The organism is Vibrio sp. 10N.247.311.12 (genome assembly GCF_041467515.1).
In the GTDB taxonomy this organism is placed as follows: domain Bacteria; phylum Pseudomonadota; class Gammaproteobacteria; order Enterobacterales; family Vibrionaceae; genus Vibrio; species Vibrio crassostreae_C.
In genome coordinates, this window is record NZ_JBFSUV010000003.1 from 39,172 (window position 1) to 59,928 (window position 20,757).

Genomic DNA, 20,757 nt, shown 5'->3' on the forward strand with positions numbered 1-20,757 from the left:
TGAGCGTTTTGACGAGTAGCGGTTCTAAACCTCAAATAGCTCAAATTTTGAATGCGATCTTGTCCATCTGATCACAATTAAGCGCCTGGATGCTTATAAATGGCGCAAGCAAACGTTTTTTTAATTCTATTCTGTAATTTTATTACGAAAATAAGTTTGCAAAATAACCATAAATAGCTAAAAATGTGACGTGTAGCAAAAAATACTTGTAATCTTTTTTCTTTAGGGTATATTAATAACCAACTTCTGAGATGAAGAGTAAATGCTCAAAGGATGAGTCCGTTTTATCGCCTCCAAGGAACCGAGAAATCAAATTCGTTTTTTATTGATTTATTAAGGTGATAGTTATGAAAGGTTTACCATCTGCAATGTTCTGGATTAACAGCTCTGTTTACACTAGCAACTTTGCATACCCTACAAGCTTCGGTTACTAATACCGTAAGCATGTAACTCGAACAGTTTTGTTCACCCCTATATATTGGAATTCTTTTACAGCCCTTTTGGTTGACAGATTCTACCGCCACTCAGTTTTGAGTGGCGTTTTTTTTGCCTGCTACTTTTCCAAACCGCTTTATCTCGTCTCTTTTCCTGCTGTTCTGCGTGGTTGTTTTTTAAACGCCGAAATATCAATTTGCGCCTTATTACTGATCCTGTTGAAAAATACATAACTATTGTGAGTTTGAATTCAGAATTTACTGGCTAGATTATCAATGAAAATAACCGATGGTAGAAAAAACAACCAACTAGTTTTAGTGAGTCTATTTTTGTTAATTGTTTGTTTTTAATGGTTATTTATCGATGATATCTTCATTTTTAATCGCTTTGTTTCATACGGCATTCTGATAAATATCGATTAGAGCCTTAATTCTATCTGGAATTTGTTATTTGATAACTTTATAATCCACAGCCAATCGATTACGCAACCGTTTACTTTTTACCCTTATAGGATTCGATAATGTTCGAAAAGCTATTCAAACTCAGTGAAAATGGCACCAATGTGCGCACTGAAATCATCGCAGGTCTAACAACCTTCCTAACAATGGCTTACATCATTTTTGTAAACCCAATGATTCTAGCTGATGCTGGTATGGACCATGGCGCTGTATTTGTAGCAACCTGTTTAGCGGCTGCTATTGGCTGTTTCATCATGGGTTTTGTTGCTAACTACCCAATTGCTCAAGCTCCAGGCATGGGTTTGAACGCATTCTTTACCTACGCTGTTGTAATGGGTATGGGTTATACGTGGCAAGTTGCTCTGGCAGCGGTTTTCGTATCAGGCGTAATCTTCATCTTCTTAAGCATCTTTAAGATCCGTGAATGGATTATCAACTCGATCCCTATGTCTCTGCGTGTTGGTATCTCTGCAGGTATCGGTCTTTTCCTAGCGTTTATTGCGCTTAGCAATGCAGGCATCGTTGTTTCTAACCCAGCAACTAAAGTTTCACTGGGCGACATTACCGCGATTGCTCCTATCCTTGGCTCACTTGGTTTCTTCCTAACGATTGCTCTTGTTCACCGTGGCGTGAAAGGGGCAGTAATGATTGCGATTCTAGCTATCACAGCTCTTGGCATTGTTATTGGTGACGTTCAATACGGCGGCATCATGTCTACACCACCAAGCCTTGCTCCTACATTCATGCAGCTTGATTTCTCTGCTGTATTTGAAATCGGTATGATTTCAGTGGTATTCGCGTTCTTGTTCGTCGATTTGTTCGATACAGCGGGTACTCTGGTTGGTGTTGCAACGAAAGCAAACCTAATCAAAGAAGACGGCAAACTACCTCGCTTGAACAAAGCACTGCTTGCTGACTCTACAGCAACATCTATTGGTGCACTGCTAGGTACATCAAATACTACTTCTTATGTTGAGAGTGTTGCGGGTGTTGCTGAAGGCGGCCGTACCGGTCTAACGGCTGTTGTTGTTGGTATCTTATTCCTACTGGCTCTTTTCTTCTCGCCACTTGCAGGTATGATTCCGGCTTACGCAACATCAGGTGCACTTTTCTATGTAGCAATTCTGATGATGTCTGGCCTAGTTGGCATTGATTGGCGTGATCTTACGGAAGCAGCACCAGTCGTGGTAACATGTCTGCTTATGCCGCTGACGTACTCTATCGCTGAGGGTATCTCACTAGGTTTCATCGCTTACGCTGCAATTAAGCTGCTAAGTGGTAAAGGTCGCGACGTTTCACCTGCTGTGTGGGTAATGTCGGCTATCTTTATTCTTAAATACATTTTCGCTTAATCGTCTAGATTTCTGCTTAATCGCTGAAGAGGCTATGTTTGAAATAGCCTCTAATAACATGACAAAATTATTAGGTTTTATACTATGAGCAACAAATTCGTTATCACTTGGGACAACATGCAGACTTACTGCCGTCAACTTGCTGAAAAGCAAATGCCAGCAGAGCAGTGGAAAGGCATCTGGGCAGTAAGCCGTGGTGGTTTGGTTCCTGGTGCAATCTTGGCTCGTGAGCTAGGTATTCGTCACGTAGATACGATTTGTATTTCTAGCTACGACCACGATCACCAACGTGATATGACAGTAGTTAAAGCACCTGAAGGTGACGGCGAAGGCTTCCTAATCGTTGAAGACTTGGTTGATAGTGGTGACACTGCACGTAAGCTTCGCGAAATGTACCCTAAAGCGAAACTGATCGCTGTATGTGCAAAACCATCTGGCGCTGATTTGCTAGACGAGTACATTGTTGATATCGCTCAAGACACATGGATTGAGCAACCTTGGGATACTAGCCTAAGCTACGTAGAGCCAGTAAATCGCAAGTCAAAATAAGCGTAAACTTAGTTTTTTGAGAAATGACCCTTTATAGGGTCATTTTTTTTTATATTATTAGTGACAACCATTTCTTATTAAGTATCCCAATGTCTGAACCAGAAGAAACGAGCTCGAACCTTTCGGAAACTTTGTTTGTAAAGCACAAGCAAGCGAAAGAGACCTCAATGTTGACACAATACATGCCAAGCTCTGAAGCGCTATTGGATGAGAAACGTGAACAGCAAAACTCATCATGGTATCGAAACCTAAGACGTCTTCAGTGGGTATGGCAAGGCGTTAATCCAATAGAGCAGGAAGCGGTATTGGCTCGCATCGCGTCATCAGATAACTCTCGTACAACCGATGAGTGGCTTGATACGGTCATGGGTTACCGAAGTGGTAACTGGGCATACGAATGGACCAAGCTGGGTATGCAGCATCAAAATCGTTCTAATGAGAAGAATGGTGAAGAGATGGCTGAAGAGCTATTTTCCGCATCGTTGTGCTTCAGTATTGCGGGTTACCCACACCTCAAGAACGACAACTTGGCAGCTCAGGCTCAAGTGTTGGCCAACGCAGCGTATTCTGAAGCGATCAAGCACACTAAGTTGATCGTCAAGCAGATTGATATTCCATACCAAAACAAGAAGATCAAAGCGAACTTGCATCTAACCAAGACAGATAAACCACAACCGGTTGTGATTGTCAGCGCGGGTCTAGATAGCTTGCAAACCGATATGTGGCGCCTGTTTAGGGATTATTTAGCACCTAAGAACATTGCTATGTTAACGGTAGACATGCCATCAATAGGGCACAGTGCACATTGGCCGTTAACAGAAGACTCATCTTGTCTTCACCAAGCAGTGCTGAATGAATTGCCTAACATCCCATGGGTCGATCACCACAAAGTCGGCTTGTTTGGTTTCCGCTTCGGTGGCAATGCGATGGTGAGATTATCTTTCCTCGAGCAACATAAGATTAAAGCGTGTATTTCTTTAGGCGCGCCAATTCACGATATCTTTGTTCATGCAGACAAACTTAAGCAGATGCCTAAAATGCATCTAGATGTGTTGGCTTCGCGCCTTGGTAAAGGGGCGGTCGATATCAATAGCCTTTCTGGGCAGTTGATGGCGTGGTCACTCAAGGTACAAGGTTTGCTGTCAAACAGTAAAACCAGTGTTCCTATCTTGGCATTGGCTCTGGAAGGCGACCCGGTTTCACCGCCAATGGATAATCAACTGGTTGCTATTTACAGTGATTACGGAAAAGCGAAGAAAATCAAAGCTAAGTCAATTACACAAGGTTATGAGCAATCCCTCGAATTGGCGATAAAGTGGCTTGAGGATGAATTATTTAGATGACATTTCTCCTAAATTAGTTAAGCATGAAAAATGTACAAACTAAGTACCTGATACTCAGAGGTCATTTATAAAACCCAAATGCGTAGTTTCTACGTATAACAGTCTGAGTAACGTCATTCTTAACATTGAAAATGGAGATTCAATATGTCAGAAGTGACACAACAACCTACGCATTACCGCTTGTTGAATGTTTTAAAGGCGATCGGGCCTTACTTAAGGGAACCGCAATCAGAAGAAGGCCACTATATCTTTGATTGCTTGTCTGTATGTGTGAACGATAAAAAATCACCAGAAGAACGCGAGTTCTGGGGCTGGTGGTTGGAATTGGATAAGTCGGAAGAGGGATATTCGGCGAAGTACAATATCGGCAAGTACAACATCGATGGTAACTGGGATTCTTTGCCGTTACCTAAAAAGGCGGTCGCTGAGGTCTCTCGAACTCAAGAAGCCTTCCACAAGAAACTGGTTGATGAACTTCAAAGTAAGTTTGAAATCCGTATCCAATTAGACGAAGAGTCTGTCGAATTCGTCTAATTTTAAAGGTTACTCTTCTATATAAAGCAAAAAGGTGCGATTTCGCACCTTTTCTGCTTGTGAATTCCCCTTTTGATTGCTAAAACATCACCTCTTATTTGTTTTATCCATAAAAGACTTCATGACAACAAATCATCAAAGCGGGACAACAACACAGCGTAAAACTGTCGTTGTTAAACTGGGTACCAGTGTCTTAACTGGTGGAACATTGGCATTAGACCGCGCTCATATGGTTGAGCTGGTTCGTCAATGTGCTGAATTAAAAAAACAAGGCCACTCTGTGGTTATGGTTTCGTCTGGCGCAATTGCTGCAGGACGTGAGCACCTTGGTTACCCCGCACTTCCCAACTCAATGGCGAGCAAACAGTTGCTTGCGGCAGTTGGGCAAAGTCAGTTGATTCAAGTTTGGGAGTCTTTGTTTGCTATCTATGGTCTTAAGATTGGCCAGATGCTACTGACTCGTGCTGATCTCGATGATCGCGAGCGTTTTCTTAATGCACGTGACACGATCAACGCACTTGTTGAGCACGATATTATTCCGGTAGTAAACGAAAACGACGCAGTAGCCACCAACGAAATTAAAGTGGGCGACAATGATAACTTGTCGGCCTTAGTGGGTATTTTGTGCGGTGCTGATAAGCTTTTGCTACTAACAGACCAAAAAGGCCTGTTTACGGCTGACCCTCGTAAAGACCCAAATGCTGAGCTCATCAAAGAAGTGAAAACCATTGATGACACGCTGCGTAAGATCGCAGGCGGCAGCGGTACGACGTTAGGTACCGGCGGCATGGCAACAAAACTGCAGGCGGCTGACATTGCTCGTCGCGCAGGCATCGAAGTGATTATTGCGGCGGGCAGTGCTGAAAATGTGGTGTTTGATTCACTGAGTGATAACCCACAAGGCACACGTTTCTTGCCTTTAGCGGAAGCGCTTGAAAACCGTAAACGCTGGATTTTAGCGGGCCCTGCTTCAGCAGGTGACATCGTGGTTGACGACGGCGCAGTAAACGCAGTCAACACCAAAGGCAGCAGCTTGTTGGCGAAAGGGGTTGTTCGAGTTAAAGGCGAATTCTCTCGTGGTGAAGTTACCCAAGTCACAGACAGTAAAGGCAAAGTAATTGCGCGTGGTATCGCCAGTTATTCAAGCCAAGACCTAGCAAAAATTGCAGGCAAGCACAGTAAAGATATTGGCGACATTCTTGGATACGATTATGGGTCAGAAGTCATTCACCGTGACGACCTTGTTGTAATCCAAGAATAGCTCGTGATGATAAGGCGAATCGCCTTTTTGCATCCAAAGACAGACAGAATTTAGGGAGAGTTAAACGTGGATTTAACTAACATGGGTATCGCAGCAAAAGACGCTGCTTTCCACCTAGCGACCGCATCTACGGCGCAAAAGAATAAAGCATTGGCGATCATCGCTGATGAGCTAGAAGCAAACGCAGCAACGATTTTAGAAGCGAACGCGAAAGATATCGAATTAGGTCGCGAAGCGGGTCTAACTGACGCACTGCTTGATCGTCTACTTCTTAATGAAGAGCGCTTAACCGGTATCGCTAACGATGTGCGTAACGTGATTAGCCTGAATGACCCAGTTGGCAGCGAGATTGACAGCAAAGTACTGGAAAACGGTATGTCGCTGTCTCGTCGTCGCGTACCACTTGGTGTGGTGGGTGTTATCTATGAAGCGCGTCCAAACGTAACCATCGATATTGCAGCTCTGTGTCTGAAGACAGGTAACGCAAGCATTCTACGTGGTGGTAAAGAGACGTTTTTCTCGAATATGGAACTGGTTAAAGTTATCCAGTCTGCATTAGAGAAAGCGGAGCTTCCAGCCGCTTCTGTTCAGTACATCGAGAAGCCTGATCGTGAACTCGTTTCTCAATTGCTTAAACTGGACGACTACGTGGATATGATCATTCCTCGTGGCGGCGCTGGCTTGCACAAGATGTGTAAAGAGAACAGCACCATTCCAGTTATCATCGGCGGCTTTGGTATCAGCCATATCTTCGTTGATGAAAGTGCTGATCTTGATAAATCTGTCGATGTGGTCGAAAACTCTAAAGTTCAGCGCCCATCAGCGTGTAACTCGTTAGATACACTGCTAGTGCATGAAGCGGTTGCTGAAGCTTTCCTAACTAAGCTGAAACAGCGTTTAGCAGGTAAGGTAACCTTGGTTTCAGATACCAGTGCAAAATCACTGCTAGCGGATTTTGAAGACCAACGTGATGCGGTTGAGGGCGACTTTGACACTGAATGGCTAAGCTACACGCTCGGCGTGAAAGTGGTAGCGGATGTGACAGAAGCGATTGACCACATGCGTGTACACAACGCGAGTCACTCAGACGCGATCATGACTAACAGCCTAGAGAGCTCAGAGCGTTTCATTAACTCTGTTGGTTCTGCAGCGGTTTATGTGAATGCATCAACACGTTTCACTGATGGCGCACAGTTTGGTTTAGGCGCTGAAGTCGCCGTGTCTACTCAGAAATTGCATGCTCGCGGCCCAATGGGTTTAGAAGAGCTGACAAGCTACAAATGGGTAGGTAAAGCGAACTATTTGGTCCGCGGTTAACGCTGGTCGTTAATTTTACTCCTCAGCTCATTTTTGAAATGGCGATCGAGTAGCAATAATCAATGAATCACCACACAAAAGGGCCTTAATTGGCCCTTTTTCTTTCCTAACGTTTGGCAATTCCGTTACACTGATATTCAATTATTTGGAGGTGATATGCATTGTCCTTTTTGTTCAGAGAACGACACTAAAGTAATCGATTCAAGACTGGTAGCCGATGGCCATCAGGTACGTCGTCGCCGTCAATGCCTTGCATGTAGTGAACGTTTTACTACGTTCGAATCGGCAGAACTTGTGATGCCTAAAGTCATAAAGTCGAATGGAAACCGCGAACCATTTAATGAAGATAAAATGGTGGGTGGTGTACAGCGCGCCCTAGAAAAACGCCCAGTGAGTGCTGACGCGATTGAACTTGCGATCAGTACGATTAAGTCACAACTCCGTGCAACTGGTGAGCGTGAAGTACCAAGCGAGATGATTGGTAATCTTGTGATGGGCCAATTGAAAGAATTGGATAAAGTGGCGTACATTCGTTTTGCCTCTGTTTACCGCAGCTTTGAAGACATCCGAGAGTTTGGCGAAGAAATCGCTAAATTAGAGGATTAACTCCTCAATCATGTCAAACTTTACTCCCCTAGATTTTCAAATGATGTCGCGTGCTATTCAGTTAGCAAAACGCGGCATTTACACTACTGCGCCAAACCCTAATGTGGGTTGTGTCATTGTACAAACCGACGGTCAGATCGTTGGTGAAGGTTTTCATGCCAAAGCGGGCGAACCTCATGCTGAAGTACATGCCATGCGAATGGCAGGCGACAAAGCAAAAGGTGCGACGGCTTATGTCACGCTAGAGCCTTGTTCTCATTACGGTCGAACGCCGCCTTGTGCTGAAGGTTTGATTAAGGCTCAAGTAGCCAAAGTGATTTGTGCCATGCAGGACCCAAACCCAAAAGTCGCAGGTCGTGGTATCAAAATGCTACGCGATGCGGGTATTGAGGTTGAAATCGGTTTGCTAGAGCAAGACGCTCTCGACTTGAACCCTGCATTTATCAAGCGTATGCAAACTGGCATGCCATTCGTTCAGTTAAAGATGGCCGCTAGCCTTGATGGGCAAACGGCATTGGAAAATGGCCAAAGCCAGTGGATCACATCGCCAGAAGCACGTCGTGATGTTCAGAACTACCGAGCAAAATCAGGCGCTGTGTTGTCAACTAGCCAGACGGTGATTGAAGACAACGCGTCGTTGAATGTTCGTTGGGCAGAGTTGCCAAGCAGTATCAAAGGTCATTACGCTGAAGACGAGCTGCGTCAGCCGATTCGCGTGATTCTTGATCGTCAAAACCAACTGCGTCCTGAACTCAAGTTATTCCAGACTCCAACATCGGTGTTGAGAGTTGCCGAAGCATCTGCTGATATTGAAGTCGCAACCACAGATGCAGGTCAGCTCGATTTGCACGATCTGATGCGTCAATTACCTGCCAATCATATCGACCATATTTGGGTCGAAGCGGGCGCAACATTGGCAAAAAGCTTGATTGAAGAGCAGCTGGTGGATGAGCTAATCCTTTATTTAGCACCTAAACTTATGGGCAGTGACGGACGAGGTTTGATGGGTGCATTAGGGCTCACTTCAATGTCTGACGTTATTGACCTAGAAATTAAAGATGTTCGACAGGTTGGTGTGGATATTCGCATCGTTGCGAAACCCGTATTTCGAAACAGATAGTAACGAAACCACAGTGGAAATAGTTACTCCAACTGCATACGTGTCGTTGACAACAAAAAGAGTTTTAAAATGTTTACAGGAATTGTAGAAGCCGTAGGTACATTGAGTGCAATCACTCCCCGCGGAGAAGACATCACCGTAACGGTTAATGTTGGTAAGCTTGATATGGCTGACGTTAAGTTAGGCGACAGTATCGCTACCAATGGTGTGTGTTTGACAGTTGTTGAATATAACGACCACAGCTACAGTGCAGATCTTTCGCTTGAGACCCTGAAAAAAACGGGTTTTGTCGATTACCAAGCGGGCGATAAAGTTAACCTTGAGAAAGCAATGTTACCAACCACGCGTTTCGGTGGACATATAGTGTCTGGTCACGTTGATGGCGTGGGTGAGATTGTTGAACGTAACCAAGTTGGCCGTGCGATTGAATTCTGGGTAGAAATGCCAGCAGAAATCTCAAAATACGTGGCTCAAAAAGGCTCAGTAACAGTTGATGGCATTAGCCTGACTGTGAACGATTTACGTAAGAACGCATTCAAGCTGACTATCGTTCCTCATACTTCTTCAGAAACCACCATCGACCAATTCAATGTCGGTCGTAAAGTGAATCTAGAAGTTGATGTATTAGCACGTTACATGGAGCGTTTACTGCAAGGTCAGCAACAAGAATCTGAGCCTGAATCTCGATTAACGATGGAATTCTTACAGCAGAATGGTTTTGCCTAACCGTTGATACAAAGTGCGTTAAGCGAGACTTTGTAAAGCGAAGCAATATCATCAGGTTTAAATAGTGTCGGTTCTAGGAAGCAGAACCATTTCAAAGGATATAGAACAATGCCAATTAGTACTCCTCAAGAAATTATTGAAGACATTCGCCTAGGAAAAATGGTTATCCTGATGGATGATGAAGATCGCGAAAATGAAGGCGATCTGATCATGGCAGCAGAACATGTGACGCCAGAAGCGATTAACTTCATGGCGATGTACGGCCGTGGTTTAATTTGTCTGACGCTAACCAAAGAGCGTTCAAACCGCATGGGTCTAGCGCCTATGGTTCAAGATAACAACGCACAGTACACCACTAACTTTACTGTTTCGATTGAAGCGGCAGAGGGCGTAACAACGGGTATCTCTGCATCAGACCGTGCAGTGACGGTTCAAGCGGCAGTGGCGAAAGATGCGAAAGCGGCTGATCTTGTTCAACCTGGTCATATTTTCCCACTGACAGCGCAAGATGGCGGTGTTCTGACTCGCGCAGGACACACAGAAGCAGGTTGTGATTTAGCACGTCTTGCAGGCTGCGAGCCAGCATCGGTTATCGTTGAGATCCTTAACGACGACGGTACTATGGCTCGTCGCCCTGACCTTGAAGTGTTTGCTGAAAAACACGACATCAAGCTAGGCACAATTGCTGACTTGATCGAATACCGCAACAACACAGAAACAACGATTGAGCGCGTTGCCCAATGTCATTTGCCAACTGAGTTTGGTGATTTCGAGCTTGTGACTTACCGCGATACAATTGATAACCAGATCCACTACGCGATGCAAAAAGGTGACCTATCTGAAGGTGCTCCTTTGGTACGTGTTCATCTGCATGACACGTTCACCGATCTGCTTCATTCAGACCGTGGTACGGAGCGTAGCTGGTCGCTAGATAAAGCGATGAAGCGCATTGGCGACGAAGGCGGTGTGTTGGTTATTCTTGGCAACGAAGAGTCGTCTGATTCTTTGATTCACAAAGTGAAGACATTCGAAGCGCAAGACAAGAACGAGCAGCCAACTATGGCGAAGAAGCAGGGTACCTCGCGTCGTGTTGGTGTCGGTTCTCAGATTCTTCAAGATCTAGGTGTGCACGATATGCGTCTGCTTTCTTCAAGCACTAAGCGTTACCACGCATTGGGTGGTTTTGGCCTTAACGTTGTTGAGTACGTTTGCGAATAAACCATGCGTTAGCAAGCAGACGTTTCTCCGTTTGTAGCAACATAATTTACCGATGATTTCAGTGGCTCTTTTGGTGATAAATCTTGCCAAAAGAGCAAAGTAGCCAAGTCCGACTCAAAACGTGTTCAACACACAAACTTGGTTACTCGCTGTTCCTATATGCTTGGGATCAGCGCTGCATTATCATCTTTACATTGCCGGTGTCTGTTCTTCTAAATTACCATTAGATATTGCTCACAGTTTTGTGCTAGAATCCGGCGATTCTCACTTGATGAAAATAGTTAAAGGAAGGCTTATGAAAGTGATCGAGGGTGGCTTCCCAGCGCCAAATGCAAAAATTGCTATCGTTATTGCTCGTTTCAACAGTTTTATTAACGAAAGTTTACTTTCTGGTGCAATCGATACTTTAAAGCGTCATGGACAAGTAAGCGAAGACAACATCACTGTTGTTCGTTGCCCTGGTGCAGTAGAACTTCCACTTGTAGCGCAGCGCGTTGCAAAAACAGGTAAGTTCGATGCGATTGTATCTCTTGGTACAGTAATTCGTGGCGGTACACCTCACTTTGACTATGTTTGTAGTGAATGTAATAAAGGTTTGGCACAAGTGTCTCTGGAATATTCTCTTCCAGTAGCGTTTGGTGTTCTTACTGTTGATACGATCGATCAAGCTATTGAACGCGCAGGAACCAAGGCTGGTAATAAGGGTGCAGAAGCAGCACTTAGCGCACTTGAGATGATCAACGTTCTTTCTGAAATCGATTCCTAATGGGGGCCAGTGTGAAACCAGCCGCACGTCGTAACGCACGTCAATTTGCTCTACAAGCAATTTATTCTTGGCAAATTACTAAAGAAAATATTGCTACCGTTGAAGAACAGTTCTTATCTGGTGGTAAGTATGATGAAGAAGAGCATCATGCTGCAGAGCCTGCTCTTGCTATGCCAGAAACAGACGTTGCATACTTCCGCGACCTACTAACTGGTGTTGCTCTTAGCCACATGGAACTTGATAGCAAGCTTCGTCCATTCGTATCTCGCCCTATGCAAGATCTGGATCTGATGGAGCTAGCGCTTCTACGTTTAGCTATGTACGAGATGACTCGTCGCGAAGATGTACCATACAAAGTGGTTATCAACGAAGCTATCGAGCTTGCAAAAGTATTTGCAGCAGAAGACAGCCATAAGTTTGTTAACGGTGTGCTTGATAAAGCTGCACCGCACGTTCGTAAGAAATAAGACGTTCGTATATTGAATCTAAAGGTCAGCTTTATGCTGGCCTTTTTTGTAACTAAATTTCTGTAATATCCATGATTACGGCGATTTTTATGAGACTAAAGATAGGGCATGTGATGTCTGGCGAATTTAACCTGATTGAAAAATATTTTGTAAATCGACAACCACAACGTAAAGACGTTCTTCTAGCTGCTGGCGATGATTGTGCTTTGGTCAAAGCGCCGGGCAATGTTGAGATAGCGATCAGCACGGACACCTTAGTGGCTGGTACCCATTTCTTAGCTGAGGCGAATCCGGCTTGGGTGGCACACAAAGCGTTGGCTTCCAATATCAGTGACCTTGCTGCAATGGGCGCGACGCCTGCTTGGGTGTCTTTTGCTTTAACCATGCCTGAAATCGATGAAGCATGGCTTACTCCCTTCTGTGACTCCTTTTTTAAACTCGCAGACTACTTTGGTATTCAGTTAATTGGTGGCGACACAACCAAAGGTCCACTAAGCCTGACACTGACGGTACAGGGCTTTGTTCCTGAAGGACGAGCGCTGCGCAGAGATGGCGCGAAAGTGGGCGACTGGATTTACGTAACAGGTAATCTAGGTGACAGCAAAGCTGGCTTAGAAGTGTTACTTAACCCTGAGCAGAACAGAGCGAAGCCCTATGCTGCTGAGCTTGAAGAAAGACATTATGTGAGCGCCCCACGAGTGTTAGCGGGTCAGGCTCTAGTGAACCTTGCTTCATCTGCGATTGATATCTCTGATGGCGTTATTGCTGATTTAAAACATATCCTTAAGCGTTCTCAAGTTGGCGCGAGTATTGATGTAAGCACGCTGCCTATCTCTCCAGAGTTACGTCAGTTCGCTCCTGATATCACTTCAGCTCAGCAGTATGCGCTAACGAGTGGTGAAGAGTACGAACTGTGCTTTACTGTACCAGAAGAGAATAAAGGGTCGCTGGAAAGTGCTTTGTCACACACTGGTACAAAAGTCACCTGCATTGGCCAGATAAGACCTGTAGAATATTTTGAATTACACAATAATGGTGAACCACTAAGCTGGAACTTAACTGGTTACGATCACTTTAAGGTTAATTGATGACAAACCCACTTTCTCTTATTTCTCTTAAAAATCCTTGGCATTTCTTAGCAACGGGTTTTGGCAGTGGCTTATCGCCTATTATTCCCGGCACAATGGGCACGCTTGCGTCAATTCCGTTGTACCTATTGTTGGTTCAGCTACCGTTTCCTGCTTACGTTGCCGTGGTGGTGGTAAGCTGCATTATTGGTATTAAGATCTGCCAAGTAACGTCTGATGATATGGGCGTGCATGACCACGGTTCTATCGTTTGGGATGAGTTTGCGGGCTTTTGGATCACCATGAGCTTAGTGCCTATGCTGAATATCCCTGCCGATGACTGGAAATGGCTTCTGACTGGTTTTGTGCTTTTCCGCTTCTTTGACATGGTAAAACCTTGGCCGATTGGTTGGCTAGATGCGCGAATTCACGGCGGCTTGGGTATCATGATTGACGATATTGTAGCGGGTATTATGGCGGCTATTTCGTTGTATGCCGTGGCACATTTCGCAGGTTGGTTAGTGTGAGTTAACTGAAGGGCTAAGGTTTAGTTGGCGATACACCAAACTAATTAGCAGATACTAAAAAGGTTGACCCTAGGGCCAACCTTTTTTGTTTGCGGAGCTTACGAGCTTACGTATTAAAGCTACTTGGCGAGATAGTCAGTGATAGACTTCTCAATGCCTTTCGCGTCCAAACCAAGCTCTTCATGCAGTTCGCCTTGCGTACCTTGAGCAATGAACTTGTCTGGTAGGCCAAGGTTCAATACTGGCATCAGCAGTTTCTCTTGCATCAAGAACTCAATCACACCTGCGCCCGCACCACCTGCAATCGCGTTTTCTTCGATAGTTACCAGTACATCGTGGTCAGCAGCAAGTTGTTTGATCAGAGCTTCATCGAGTGGTTTCACAAAGCGCATATCTGCAACTGTCGCATCGATGACGTCAGCGGCTTGAAGTGCACTCTCAAGGAAAGTACCAAAGCTTAAGATAGCGACTTTCGAGCCATCTTTTGTTTTTTCGCTTTCGCGAACGATACGACCTTTACCAATCTCAAGCGCGGTAAATTTATTTTGTATCTCAGTACCCATACCATTACCGCGAGGGTAACGAACGGCACTTGGACCTGTATGCTGGTGGCCAGTGTAAAGCATTTGGCGACATTCGTTTTCGTCGCTTGGCGCCATGATCACCATGTTTGGAATACAACGCATAAAGCTTAAGTCGAACGCACCTTGGTGTGTTTGACCATCAGCACCGACAAGACCTGCACGGTCAATAGCGAACATGACCGGTAAGTCCATGATAGCCACATCGTGGATCAGTTGATCGTAGCCACGTTGTAGGAACGTCGAGTAGATAGCGACAATCGGCTTATCACCCGCAATCGCCATACCCGTTGCTAGGGTCACAGCATGCTGCTCAGCAATTGCTACGTCGAAGTATTGTTCTGGGTACTCTTTCGAGAAACGCACCATGCCAGAACCTTCACGCATTGCAGGCGTGATCGCCATTAGCTTAGGATCTTGCGCCGCCATATCACACAGGAAGTCACCAAAAATCTTAGAGAAAGTTGGTTTAGAGCTGGTGCTCTTAGGCAGACTTGAGTGTGCTGGATCGAATTTCGGTACGCCGTGGTAACCGATTGGATCTTTCTCAGCTGGCTCGTAGCCTTTGCCTTTCTTAGTCATGATATGCAGGAACTGAGGGCCTTTAAGGTCTCTCATGTTCTTAAGCGTTTTAATCAGCTCATTGACATCGTGACCATCAATTGGGCCAATGTAGTTAAAGCCTAACTCTTCGAACATGGTGCCAGGGACAACCATACCTTTTAGATGTTCTTCTGTACGACGAACCAGCTCTTTAATCGGCGGAACGCCTGATAGCACTTTCTTGCCGCCCTCACGAATTGACGTGTAAAGACTGCCAGAAAGAACTTGAGCGAGGTGGTTGTTTAGCGCACCTACGTTTTCAGAGATCGACATCTCGTTATCGTTCAGGATAACCAGCATGTCATTGTGAATATCGCCCGCGTGGTTCATGGCTTCAAATGCCATACCCGCAGTAATCGCGCCATCACCAATCACACTCACGACTTTACGGTTCTTGCCTTCTTTCTTCGAACTGATAGCCATACCAAGTGCAGCACTGATCGATGTTGAAGAGTGACCAACAGAAAGGGTGTCGTATTCGCTCTCTTGACGCCATGGGAATGGGTGCAGTCCATCTTTTTGACGGATAGTCGACAAGCGGTCGCGACGACCTGTAAGAATTTTGTGCGGGTATGCTTGGTGACCAACATCCCAAACCAACTGGTCAAAAGGCGTGTTGTACACATAGTGCAGAGCAACTGTCAGCTCTACTGTACCTAAGCCTGACGCTAAGTGACCACTTGACTGGCTCACTGAGTTAAGAAGATAGGTACGTAATTCATCACAAAGCTGTGTCAGCGTCTCTTTTGGAAGTAGACGCAAATCCTCTGGCTTATCAGCCAAAGCAAGAGTTGGGTACTTTGATATATCAAGAGTCATAGGTAATGCGCGCTTATTGTCTTAGTTCTTGCGCTCGATGACGTATCGGGCGAACTCTTCGAGTAACTGGGTATTGTATGGGATTGCAGCCAAAGCTTGAAGCGCTTCCTGTAGCAGAGTTTGCGCTTTTTCTTGAGCGCCCTCTAAACCTAGCAAAGAAGGGTAGGTGCTTTTGTTCAATTCTTGGTCAGAACCCTGTGGCTTACCCAAAGTTTCAGTATCGCCAGTGATATCTAAAATATCATCTTGAACCTGGAATGCTAATCCAATGGCGTCGGCGTACTTGTCTAATTGAGGCATCACTTCAAACGCTTTTTCACCAGCAGCGAGAGCACCTAAACGAATCGCACATTTCATTAGCGCGCCCGTTTTATTGCGGTGAACTTCTTCTAACTCTTCTAGCGTGACAGAGCGGTTTTCAGCTTCAATATCAAGTGCTTGTCCAATGCACATACCTTGTGCACCAGAGGCTTCGGCTAGGCGTTGAATCATTCGAACGCGATTGCTTTCACCGTCAGCACTTAATGTACCTTCCGCAAGTATAGTAAATGCCAGAGTTTGTAGGGCATCGCCCGTTAAAATGGCGGTCGCTTCATCGAATTTGATGTGACAGGTCTGATGGCCACGACGCAGTTCGTCGTCGTCCATTGCTGGCAGGTCGTCGTGAATCAGAGAGTAGGCATGAATACATTCGACTGCAGAAGCTGGAGTGTCGAGTTCTTCAGCGGTGCAACCGAGCATCTCCCCTGTAATATAGACAAGAAATGGACGCGCGCGCTTGCCGCCTAAAAGTAACCCATAACGCATTGCGTTGATCAGGTTCTGATTTTGGTGTGGCAGGCGATCAAGCCAAAGGTTCAGTTGCTCGTTATTACGTGCCTGATAAGACAATAAAGTCTCGATCATAGGGGATCTCATACAATTCGTTATTCTGGTTGTGGGTTAAAGTCACTAAGTTCTGCGTTTTCATCATTTTGCAGTAGGATGCTAACACGCTGTTCAGCATCGTTTAGTTTGCTTTGACCGGCACGAGCGAGGGAGATGCCTCGTTCGAACTTTTTCAGCGCATCATCTAAAGCTAGATCACCATTTTCTAGTTGATCAACCAAGCCATCAAGCTCTTCGATTGCTGCTTCAAAGCTCATATTTTCAGGTTTCTTAGTAGCCATAATAAATCTGCGTTTGGAAAGATGAACGAACGTTACCCTAGGCCGCTGAGATGGTCAAATGTAACCAAGAAATTTTGCTAGAAAGTTCGTTTTTAAGGGGCTTGAACGCACTTTGCTTGAATAACCTTAGCTTTATCGAGTTTATGCGCTACGTATAAGAGCAAAGTAAGCCAATAGTTGGGATTCAAAAACGAAAAGTGTGATACTTAGGCCAAGAATTTACTAAAAGATCTTATAGTCTTGCCGATACAAAGATTATCGTCGACATAGAGCTACAAAAAAGCATGAGGAGTGCTCAGTGGATTTAGCAACCCTAATAGGTTTGATTGGTGGATTTGCCTTTGTAATTATGGCAATGATCCTAGGTGGAAGCCTCGGGATGTTCTATGACACGACATCCATTTTGATCGTAGTTGGGGGCTCAACCTTTGTTGTTCTAATGAAGTTCACCATGGGACAGTTCTTTGGTGCGACTAAAATCGCAGGCAAAGCTTTTATGTTTAAAGCGGATGAGCCTGAAGATCTTATTGCGAAAGTTGTAGAGATGGCTGATGCGGCTCGTAAAGGTGGTTTTTTAGCACTGGAAGAGATGGAAATTAACAACAGTTTCATGCAAAAGGGCATCGATCTTTTGGTGGATGGCCATGATGGAGATGTAGTTCGTGCTGCACTGCAAAAAGACATCGCATTAACCACAGAGCGTCATGAGCAGGGCGCGAAGGTGTTCTCTGCATTTGGTGATGTAGCACCCGCGATGGGTATGATTGGTACCTTGGTTGGCTTGGTTGCCATGCTTTCTAACATGGATGATCCAAAAGCGATCGGCCCTGCGATGGCGGTGGCACTTTTAACCACCCTATATGGTGCGATTCTTTCGAACATGGTGTTCTTCCCAATTGCCGACAAGCTTGCGCTGCGTCGTGACCAAGAGACACTCAACCGTCGTTTGGTTATGGATGGCGTACTCGCGATTCAAGATGGTCAGAACCCACGAGTAATCGATGGTTACCTGAAGAGCTACCTAAACGAAGGTAAGCGTACGATTGATGGTGAACCTGCGTAAGAGGAGTTGAAGATGGATGAAGAAAATCCATGTAAATGTCCTCCTCCGGGATTGCCTCAATGGATGGGGACATTTGCTGACTTGATGTCACTGCTGATGTGTTTCTTCGTACTGCTGCTCTCATTCTCTGAGATGGACGTACTGAAGTTCAAACAGATCGCTGGCTCGATGAAATTTGCGTTTGGTGTACAAAACCGCTTGGAAGTGAAAGACATTCCTAAAGGCACCAGCATCATTGCACAAGAGTTTCGACCTGGTCGTCCAGAGCCGACACCGATTGATGTGATCATGCAGCAGACGATTGATATTACGCAGCAAACGCTTGAGTTTCATGAAGGTGAATCTGAGCGTGCTGGCGGTACCATGCGTGATCAAGGCAAGATGACCGGAGGCAAGTCGCCAGAGGTTTCGACTCACGACAATCAAAACTCTGAGTCAGACCAACAGCAACAACAAGCTGAAGCTCAATCGCAAGAGATGGAAACCTTGATGGAAAGCATCAAGAAGGCGTTGGAGCGAGAGATAGACCAAGGCGCGATTGAAGTTGAAAACCTTGGCCAGCAGATTGTGATTCGAATTCGTGAGAAGGGTGCATTCCCATCGGGTTCTGCTTTCCTACAGCCTAAGTTCCGACCTTTGGTGAGACAGGTTGCTGAGTTGGTGAAAGATGTTCCGGGTATCGTTCGAATCTCAGGGCACACCGATAATCAACGTCTTGATTCCGAGCTTTATCGATCTAATTGGGACTTGTCATCACAGCGAGCAGTGTCTGTTGCTCAAGAGATGGAAAAGGTGCGTGGTTTCTCTCATCAACGCTTGAGAGTACGCGGCATGGCGGATACCGAGCCAGTCGAGTCGAACGATACTGAATGGCAACGTAGCCTCAACCGCCGCGTTGAAATCAGCATCATGCAGGGCGAGCCGCTTTACAGTGACGAAGTGCCTGTTATTAATGAATAGCCGATACGTGTACACACGGTAGCATGCAGATAGCATCGAAAGCCCAACCTTATAATGAGGTTGGGCTTTTTGTTTGCTGGTCTTCAATGGTTCTCTCTGCGGCATTTATGTCGTTTCGAAACCTGCTACTGTTAATAACAAGCGGTTTAATGATGGTGTTACAGCAAGCACTCTTTTCCTTGCTTCACTTTCTCATGTATAATTCGCGCCCTTAGATTTAGATATGATCTATTCTTGCTTCAAGTGCTGTGTAAATTCTCTAATTTACTTGGCGATGAGCGTTTTCAAAATTTTGAACATTAATGTTGTGAAAGTACTATGAAATTTATTGTTAAGCCCCATCCGGAAATTTTTGTAAAAAGTGAATCGGTGCGTAAGCGCTTCACAAGGATTCTAGAGTGCAACATTCGTAACGTTATTCAACGTCGCTGTGAAAGTGTTGCGGTATTCAACCGTCGCGATCATATCGAAGTGACGTCTGAGAGTGACCAGTACTACGCAGAAGTGTTAGAGGCTCTGACTCACACTCCAGGTATTCACCACTCTCTTGAAGTTCAACAGTCTGAGTTTAAAGACTTGCACGATATTTACGAGCAAGTACTAGAACGCAGCCGTGCTGACATTGAAGGCAAGACTTTCTCTGTTCGAGCTAAGCGTCGTGGTAAGCATGACTTTACCTCTATTGAACTTGAACGCTACGTAGGCGGCGGCCTAAACCAAGCAGTTGAGTCAGCTAAAGTTCGACTTAAGAACCCTGAGGTAACCGTTAAAGTTGAAGTGGCTAACGATAAGTTAAACCAAGTTCTAGCTCGTCACAAAGGCCTAGGTGGTTTCCCTCTTGGTACCCAAGAAGATCTACTAAGCTTGATCTCTGGCGGCTTTGATTCTGGTGTTTCAAGCTACCTGCACATCAAACGTGGCTCTAAGGTTCACTACTGTTTCTTTAACCTTGGTGGCCCAGCGCACGAGATTGGCGTTAAGCAAGTGGCTCACTACCTATGGAATAAATACGGCTCATCTGCAAAGGTGAAGTTCATTTCTGTAGACTTTGAACCAGTGGTTGCTGAAATTCTTGAGAACGTAGAAGACGGCCAAATGGGCGTTGTTCTTAAGCGTATGTTCATGCGTGCTGGTGGTATGGTTGCAGAGCGCTTCGGTATTGAAGCTCTAGTAACGGGTGAAGCACTTGGTCAGGTTTCTAGCCAAACGCTAACTAACCTTCGCCACATCGACAACGTGACAGATACTTTGATTCTTCGTCCGCTTATCAACTGGGATAAAGAAGACATCATTGACCTTTCTCGTATCATCGGTACTGAAGACTTCGCTAAAGTAATGCCTGAGTACTGTGGTGTTATCTCTAAGAAGCCAACAGTGAAAGCGAAGAAAGGCAAACTGGAAGCAGAAGAAGCTAAGTTTAACTTTGAAGTGCTGGATCAAGTGATCGAGAACGCTCGTGTTATGGATATCCGTGACATCGAGAAAGAGAGCCAAGAGCAAGCGCCTGAAGTTGAACAAGTTCAAGCTGTTGCTGAGCACGCTATCGTTCTTGATATCCGTAGCCCAGAAGAAGAAGACGAAAGCCCATTAGAGATCGAGGGTGTTGAAATTAAACACATCCCATTCTTCAAGCTTTCGACTCAGTTTGGCGACCTAGACCAAGCGAAAGAGTACTTGCTGTACTGTGACCGTGGTGTAATGAGCCGTCTACAGGCACTTTACCTACAAGAGCAAGGCTTCCATAACGTTAAGGTTTACCGCCCATAGTGGTGTGTTGACCAAGCGTTAATCATTTTGCAAAGCCGTTTACTGAAAA

Annotated in this window: 20 protein-coding genes; 17 read left to right on the forward strand and 3 right to left on the reverse strand. The window is 45.3% G+C overall.

Annotated features, from left to right (window positions below; all coding sequences use genetic code 11):
* The first annotated feature begins 955 nt into the window (after positions 1-955).
* The 14 genes from AB6E30_RS02530 (at position 956) to pgpA (ending at position 13,746) form a co-directional block, all read left to right on the forward strand.
* Entirely contained in the window at positions 956-2,245 is a 1,290-nt protein-coding gene (locus AB6E30_RS02530; protein WP_017060789.1) for an NCS2 family permease, read from the forward strand.
* A gap of 84 nt (positions 2,246-2,329) precedes the next feature.
* Positions 2,330-2,794, forward strand: a complete 465-nt coding sequence (tet(34), locus tag AB6E30_RS02535; RefSeq protein ID WP_009847475.1) for an oxytetracycline resistance phosphoribosyltransferase domain-containing protein Tet(34) — start codon at positions 2,330-2,332, stop codon at positions 2,792-2,794.
* 89 nt (positions 2,795-2,883) lie between these two features.
* Positions 2,884-4,137, forward strand: a complete 1,254-nt coding sequence (frsA, locus tag AB6E30_RS02540) for an esterase FrsA (protein ID WP_017060788.1) — start codon at positions 2,884-2,886, stop codon at positions 4,135-4,137.
* Between the two features lie 144 nt (positions 4,138-4,281).
* A complete protein-coding gene (gene crl, locus AB6E30_RS02545; protein ID WP_372102548.1) occupies positions 4,282-4,671 on the forward strand; it encodes a sigma factor-binding protein Crl in 390 nt (129 codons plus the stop codon).
* A 76-nt stretch (positions 4,672-4,747) separates the two neighbouring features.
* A complete protein-coding gene (proB, locus tag AB6E30_RS02550; RefSeq protein WP_012604650.1) occupies positions 4,748-5,932 on the forward strand; it encodes a glutamate 5-kinase in 1,185 nt (394 codons plus the stop codon).
* Between the two features lie 66 nt (positions 5,933-5,998).
* A complete protein-coding gene (locus AB6E30_RS02555; protein ID WP_136978121.1) occupies positions 5,999-7,249 on the forward strand; it encodes a glutamate-5-semialdehyde dehydrogenase in 1,251 nt (416 codons plus the stop codon).
* Between the two features lie 156 nt (positions 7,250-7,405).
* Positions 7,406-7,855, forward strand: coding sequence for a transcriptional regulator NrdR (nrdR, locus tag AB6E30_RS02560; protein ID WP_004734394.1), 450 nt, complete (start codon positions 7,406-7,408; stop codon positions 7,853-7,855).
* A gap of 40 nt (positions 7,856-7,895) precedes the next feature.
* The gene (gene ribD / locus AB6E30_RS02565) at positions 7,896-8,975 is read left to right on the forward strand and encodes a bifunctional diaminohydroxyphosphoribosylaminopyrimidine deaminase/5-amino-6-(5-phosphoribosylamino)uracil reductase RibD (RefSeq protein ID WP_017060785.1); all 1,080 of its coding nucleotides are present in this window, start codon (positions 7,896-7,898) and stop codon (positions 8,973-8,975) included.
* A 69-nt stretch (positions 8,976-9,044) separates the two neighbouring features.
* Entirely contained in the window at positions 9,045-9,701 is a 657-nt protein-coding gene (locus AB6E30_RS02570) for a riboflavin synthase (RefSeq protein WP_010436361.1), read from the forward strand.
* Positions 9,702-9,809: 108 nt separating this feature from the next.
* Positions 9,810-10,919 carry a bifunctional 3,4-dihydroxy-2-butanone-4-phosphate synthase/GTP cyclohydrolase II gene (gene ribBA / locus AB6E30_RS02575; protein ID WP_017060784.1) on the forward strand — a complete coding sequence of 370 codons (1,110 nt, stop codon included), beginning with the start codon at positions 9,810-9,812 and terminating at the stop codon, positions 10,917-10,919.
* Between the two features lie 295 nt (positions 10,920-11,214).
* The gene (ribE, locus tag AB6E30_RS02580) at positions 11,215-11,685 is read left to right on the forward strand and encodes a 6,7-dimethyl-8-ribityllumazine synthase (RefSeq protein WP_004741508.1); all 471 of its coding nucleotides are present in this window, start codon (positions 11,215-11,217) and stop codon (positions 11,683-11,685) included.
* Positions 11,685-12,152 (forward strand): transcription antitermination factor NusB, encoded by a 468-nt coding sequence (gene nusB, locus AB6E30_RS02585; protein ID WP_004734399.1) that lies wholly within the window; start codon positions 11,685-11,687, stop codon positions 12,150-12,152. The genes ribE and nusB overlap by 1 nt, the downstream gene beginning before the upstream one ends.
* Before the next feature lie 113 nt (positions 12,153-12,265).
* Complete coding sequence (thiL, locus tag AB6E30_RS02590; protein WP_102393210.1) at positions 12,266-13,240, forward strand: thiamine-phosphate kinase; 975 nt, start codon at positions 12,266-12,268, stop codon at positions 13,238-13,240.
* Positions 13,240-13,746 (forward strand): phosphatidylglycerophosphatase A, encoded by a 507-nt coding sequence (pgpA, locus tag AB6E30_RS02595; protein WP_017060782.1) that lies wholly within the window; start codon positions 13,240-13,242, stop codon positions 13,744-13,746. Before thiL ends, pgpA begins: the two co-directional genes overlap by 1 nt.
* A gap of 119 nt (positions 13,747-13,865) precedes the next feature.
* Here pgpA and dxs read toward each other — a convergent pair whose 3' ends face one another.
* From dxs to xseB, 3 genes are read right to left on the reverse strand one after another with little or no spacing between them, the layout of a single operon-like run.
* A complete protein-coding gene (gene dxs, locus AB6E30_RS02600) occupies positions 13,866-15,749 on the reverse strand; it encodes a 1-deoxy-D-xylulose-5-phosphate synthase (protein WP_017060781.1) in 1,884 nt (627 codons plus the stop codon).
* Between the two features lie 21 nt (positions 15,750-15,770).
* Complete coding sequence (gene ispA / locus AB6E30_RS02605; protein WP_102393211.1) at positions 15,771-16,655, reverse strand: (2E,6E)-farnesyl diphosphate synthase; 885 nt, start codon at positions 16,653-16,655, stop codon at positions 15,771-15,773.
* A 20-nt stretch (positions 16,656-16,675) separates the two neighbouring features.
* Positions 16,676-16,918 (reverse strand): exodeoxyribonuclease VII small subunit, encoded by a 243-nt coding sequence (gene xseB / locus AB6E30_RS02610; RefSeq protein WP_004734405.1) that lies wholly within the window; start codon positions 16,916-16,918, stop codon positions 16,676-16,678.
* A gap of 298 nt (positions 16,919-17,216) precedes the next feature.
* On the opposite strand from xseB, the gene pomA reads away from it, so the two are divergent.
* From pomA to thiI, 3 genes are all read left to right on the forward strand, one after another.
* Positions 17,217-17,981: a flagellar motor protein PomA gene (gene pomA / locus AB6E30_RS02615; protein WP_017060778.1), complete on the forward strand. Its 765-nt coding sequence runs from the start codon at positions 17,217-17,219 to the stop codon at positions 17,979-17,981.
* A 12-nt stretch (positions 17,982-17,993) separates the two neighbouring features.
* Positions 17,994-18,941 (forward strand): flagellar motor protein MotB, encoded by a 948-nt coding sequence (locus AB6E30_RS02620; protein ID WP_059020020.1) that lies wholly within the window; start codon positions 17,994-17,996, stop codon positions 18,939-18,941.
* Positions 18,942-19,259: 318 nt separating this feature from the next.
* Positions 19,260-20,708: a tRNA uracil 4-sulfurtransferase ThiI gene (thiI, locus tag AB6E30_RS02625; RefSeq protein ID WP_102393212.1), complete on the forward strand. Its 1,449-nt coding sequence runs from the start codon at positions 19,260-19,262 to the stop codon at positions 20,706-20,708.
* The last annotated feature ends 49 nt before the right edge of the window (positions 20,709-20,757 follow it).

Bases quoted from the DNA above. Each gene is read 5' to 3' on its own strand.
- AB6E30_RS02530 (WP_017060789.1), top strand. From the start codon at position 956: ATGTTCGAAAAGCTATTCAAACTCAGTGAAAATGGCACCAATGTGCGC.
- frsA (WP_017060788.1), top strand. From the start codon at position 2,884: ATGTCTGAACCAGAAGAAACGAGCTCGAACCTTTCGGAAACTTTGTTT.
- crl (WP_372102548.1), top strand. From the start codon at position 4,282: ATGTCAGAAGTGACACAACAACCTACGCATTACCGCTTGTTGAATGTT.
- nrdR (WP_004734394.1), top strand. From the start codon at position 7,406: ATGCATTGTCCTTTTTGTTCAGAGAACGACACTAAAGTAATCGATTCA.
- ribD (WP_017060785.1), top strand. From the start codon at position 7,896: ATGATGTCGCGTGCTATTCAGTTAGCAAAACGCGGCATTTACACTACT.
- AB6E30_RS02570 (WP_010436361.1), top strand. From the start codon at position 9,045: ATGTTTACAGGAATTGTAGAAGCCGTAGGTACATTGAGTGCAATCACT.
- ribBA (WP_017060784.1), top strand. From the start codon at position 9,810: ATGCCAATTAGTACTCCTCAAGAAATTATTGAAGACATTCGCCTAGGA.
- ribE (WP_004741508.1), top strand. From the start codon at position 11,215: ATGAAAGTGATCGAGGGTGGCTTCCCAGCGCCAAATGCAAAAATTGCT.
- nusB (WP_004734399.1), top strand. From the start codon at position 11,685: ATGGGGGCCAGTGTGAAACCAGCCGCACGTCGTAACGCACGTCAATTT.
- thiL (WP_102393210.1), top strand. From the start codon at position 12,266: ATGTCTGGCGAATTTAACCTGATTGAAAAATATTTTGTAAATCGACAA.
- pgpA (WP_017060782.1), top strand. From the start codon at position 13,240: ATGACAAACCCACTTTCTCTTATTTCTCTTAAAAATCCTTGGCATTTC.
- dxs (WP_017060781.1), bottom strand. From the start codon at position 15,749: ATGACTCTTGATATATCAAAGTACCCAACTCTTGCTTTGGCTGATAAG.
- ispA (WP_102393211.1), bottom strand. From the start codon at position 16,655: ATGATCGAGACTTTATTGTCTTATCAGGCACGTAATAACGAGCAACTG.
- xseB (WP_004734405.1), bottom strand. From the start codon at position 16,918: ATGGCTACTAAGAAACCTGAAAATATGAGCTTTGAAGCAGCAATCGAA.
- AB6E30_RS02620 (WP_059020020.1), top strand. From the start codon at position 17,994: ATGGATGAAGAAAATCCATGTAAATGTCCTCCTCCGGGATTGCCTCAA.
- thiI (WP_102393212.1), top strand. From the start codon at position 19,260: ATGAAATTTATTGTTAAGCCCCATCCGGAAATTTTTGTAAAAAGTGAA.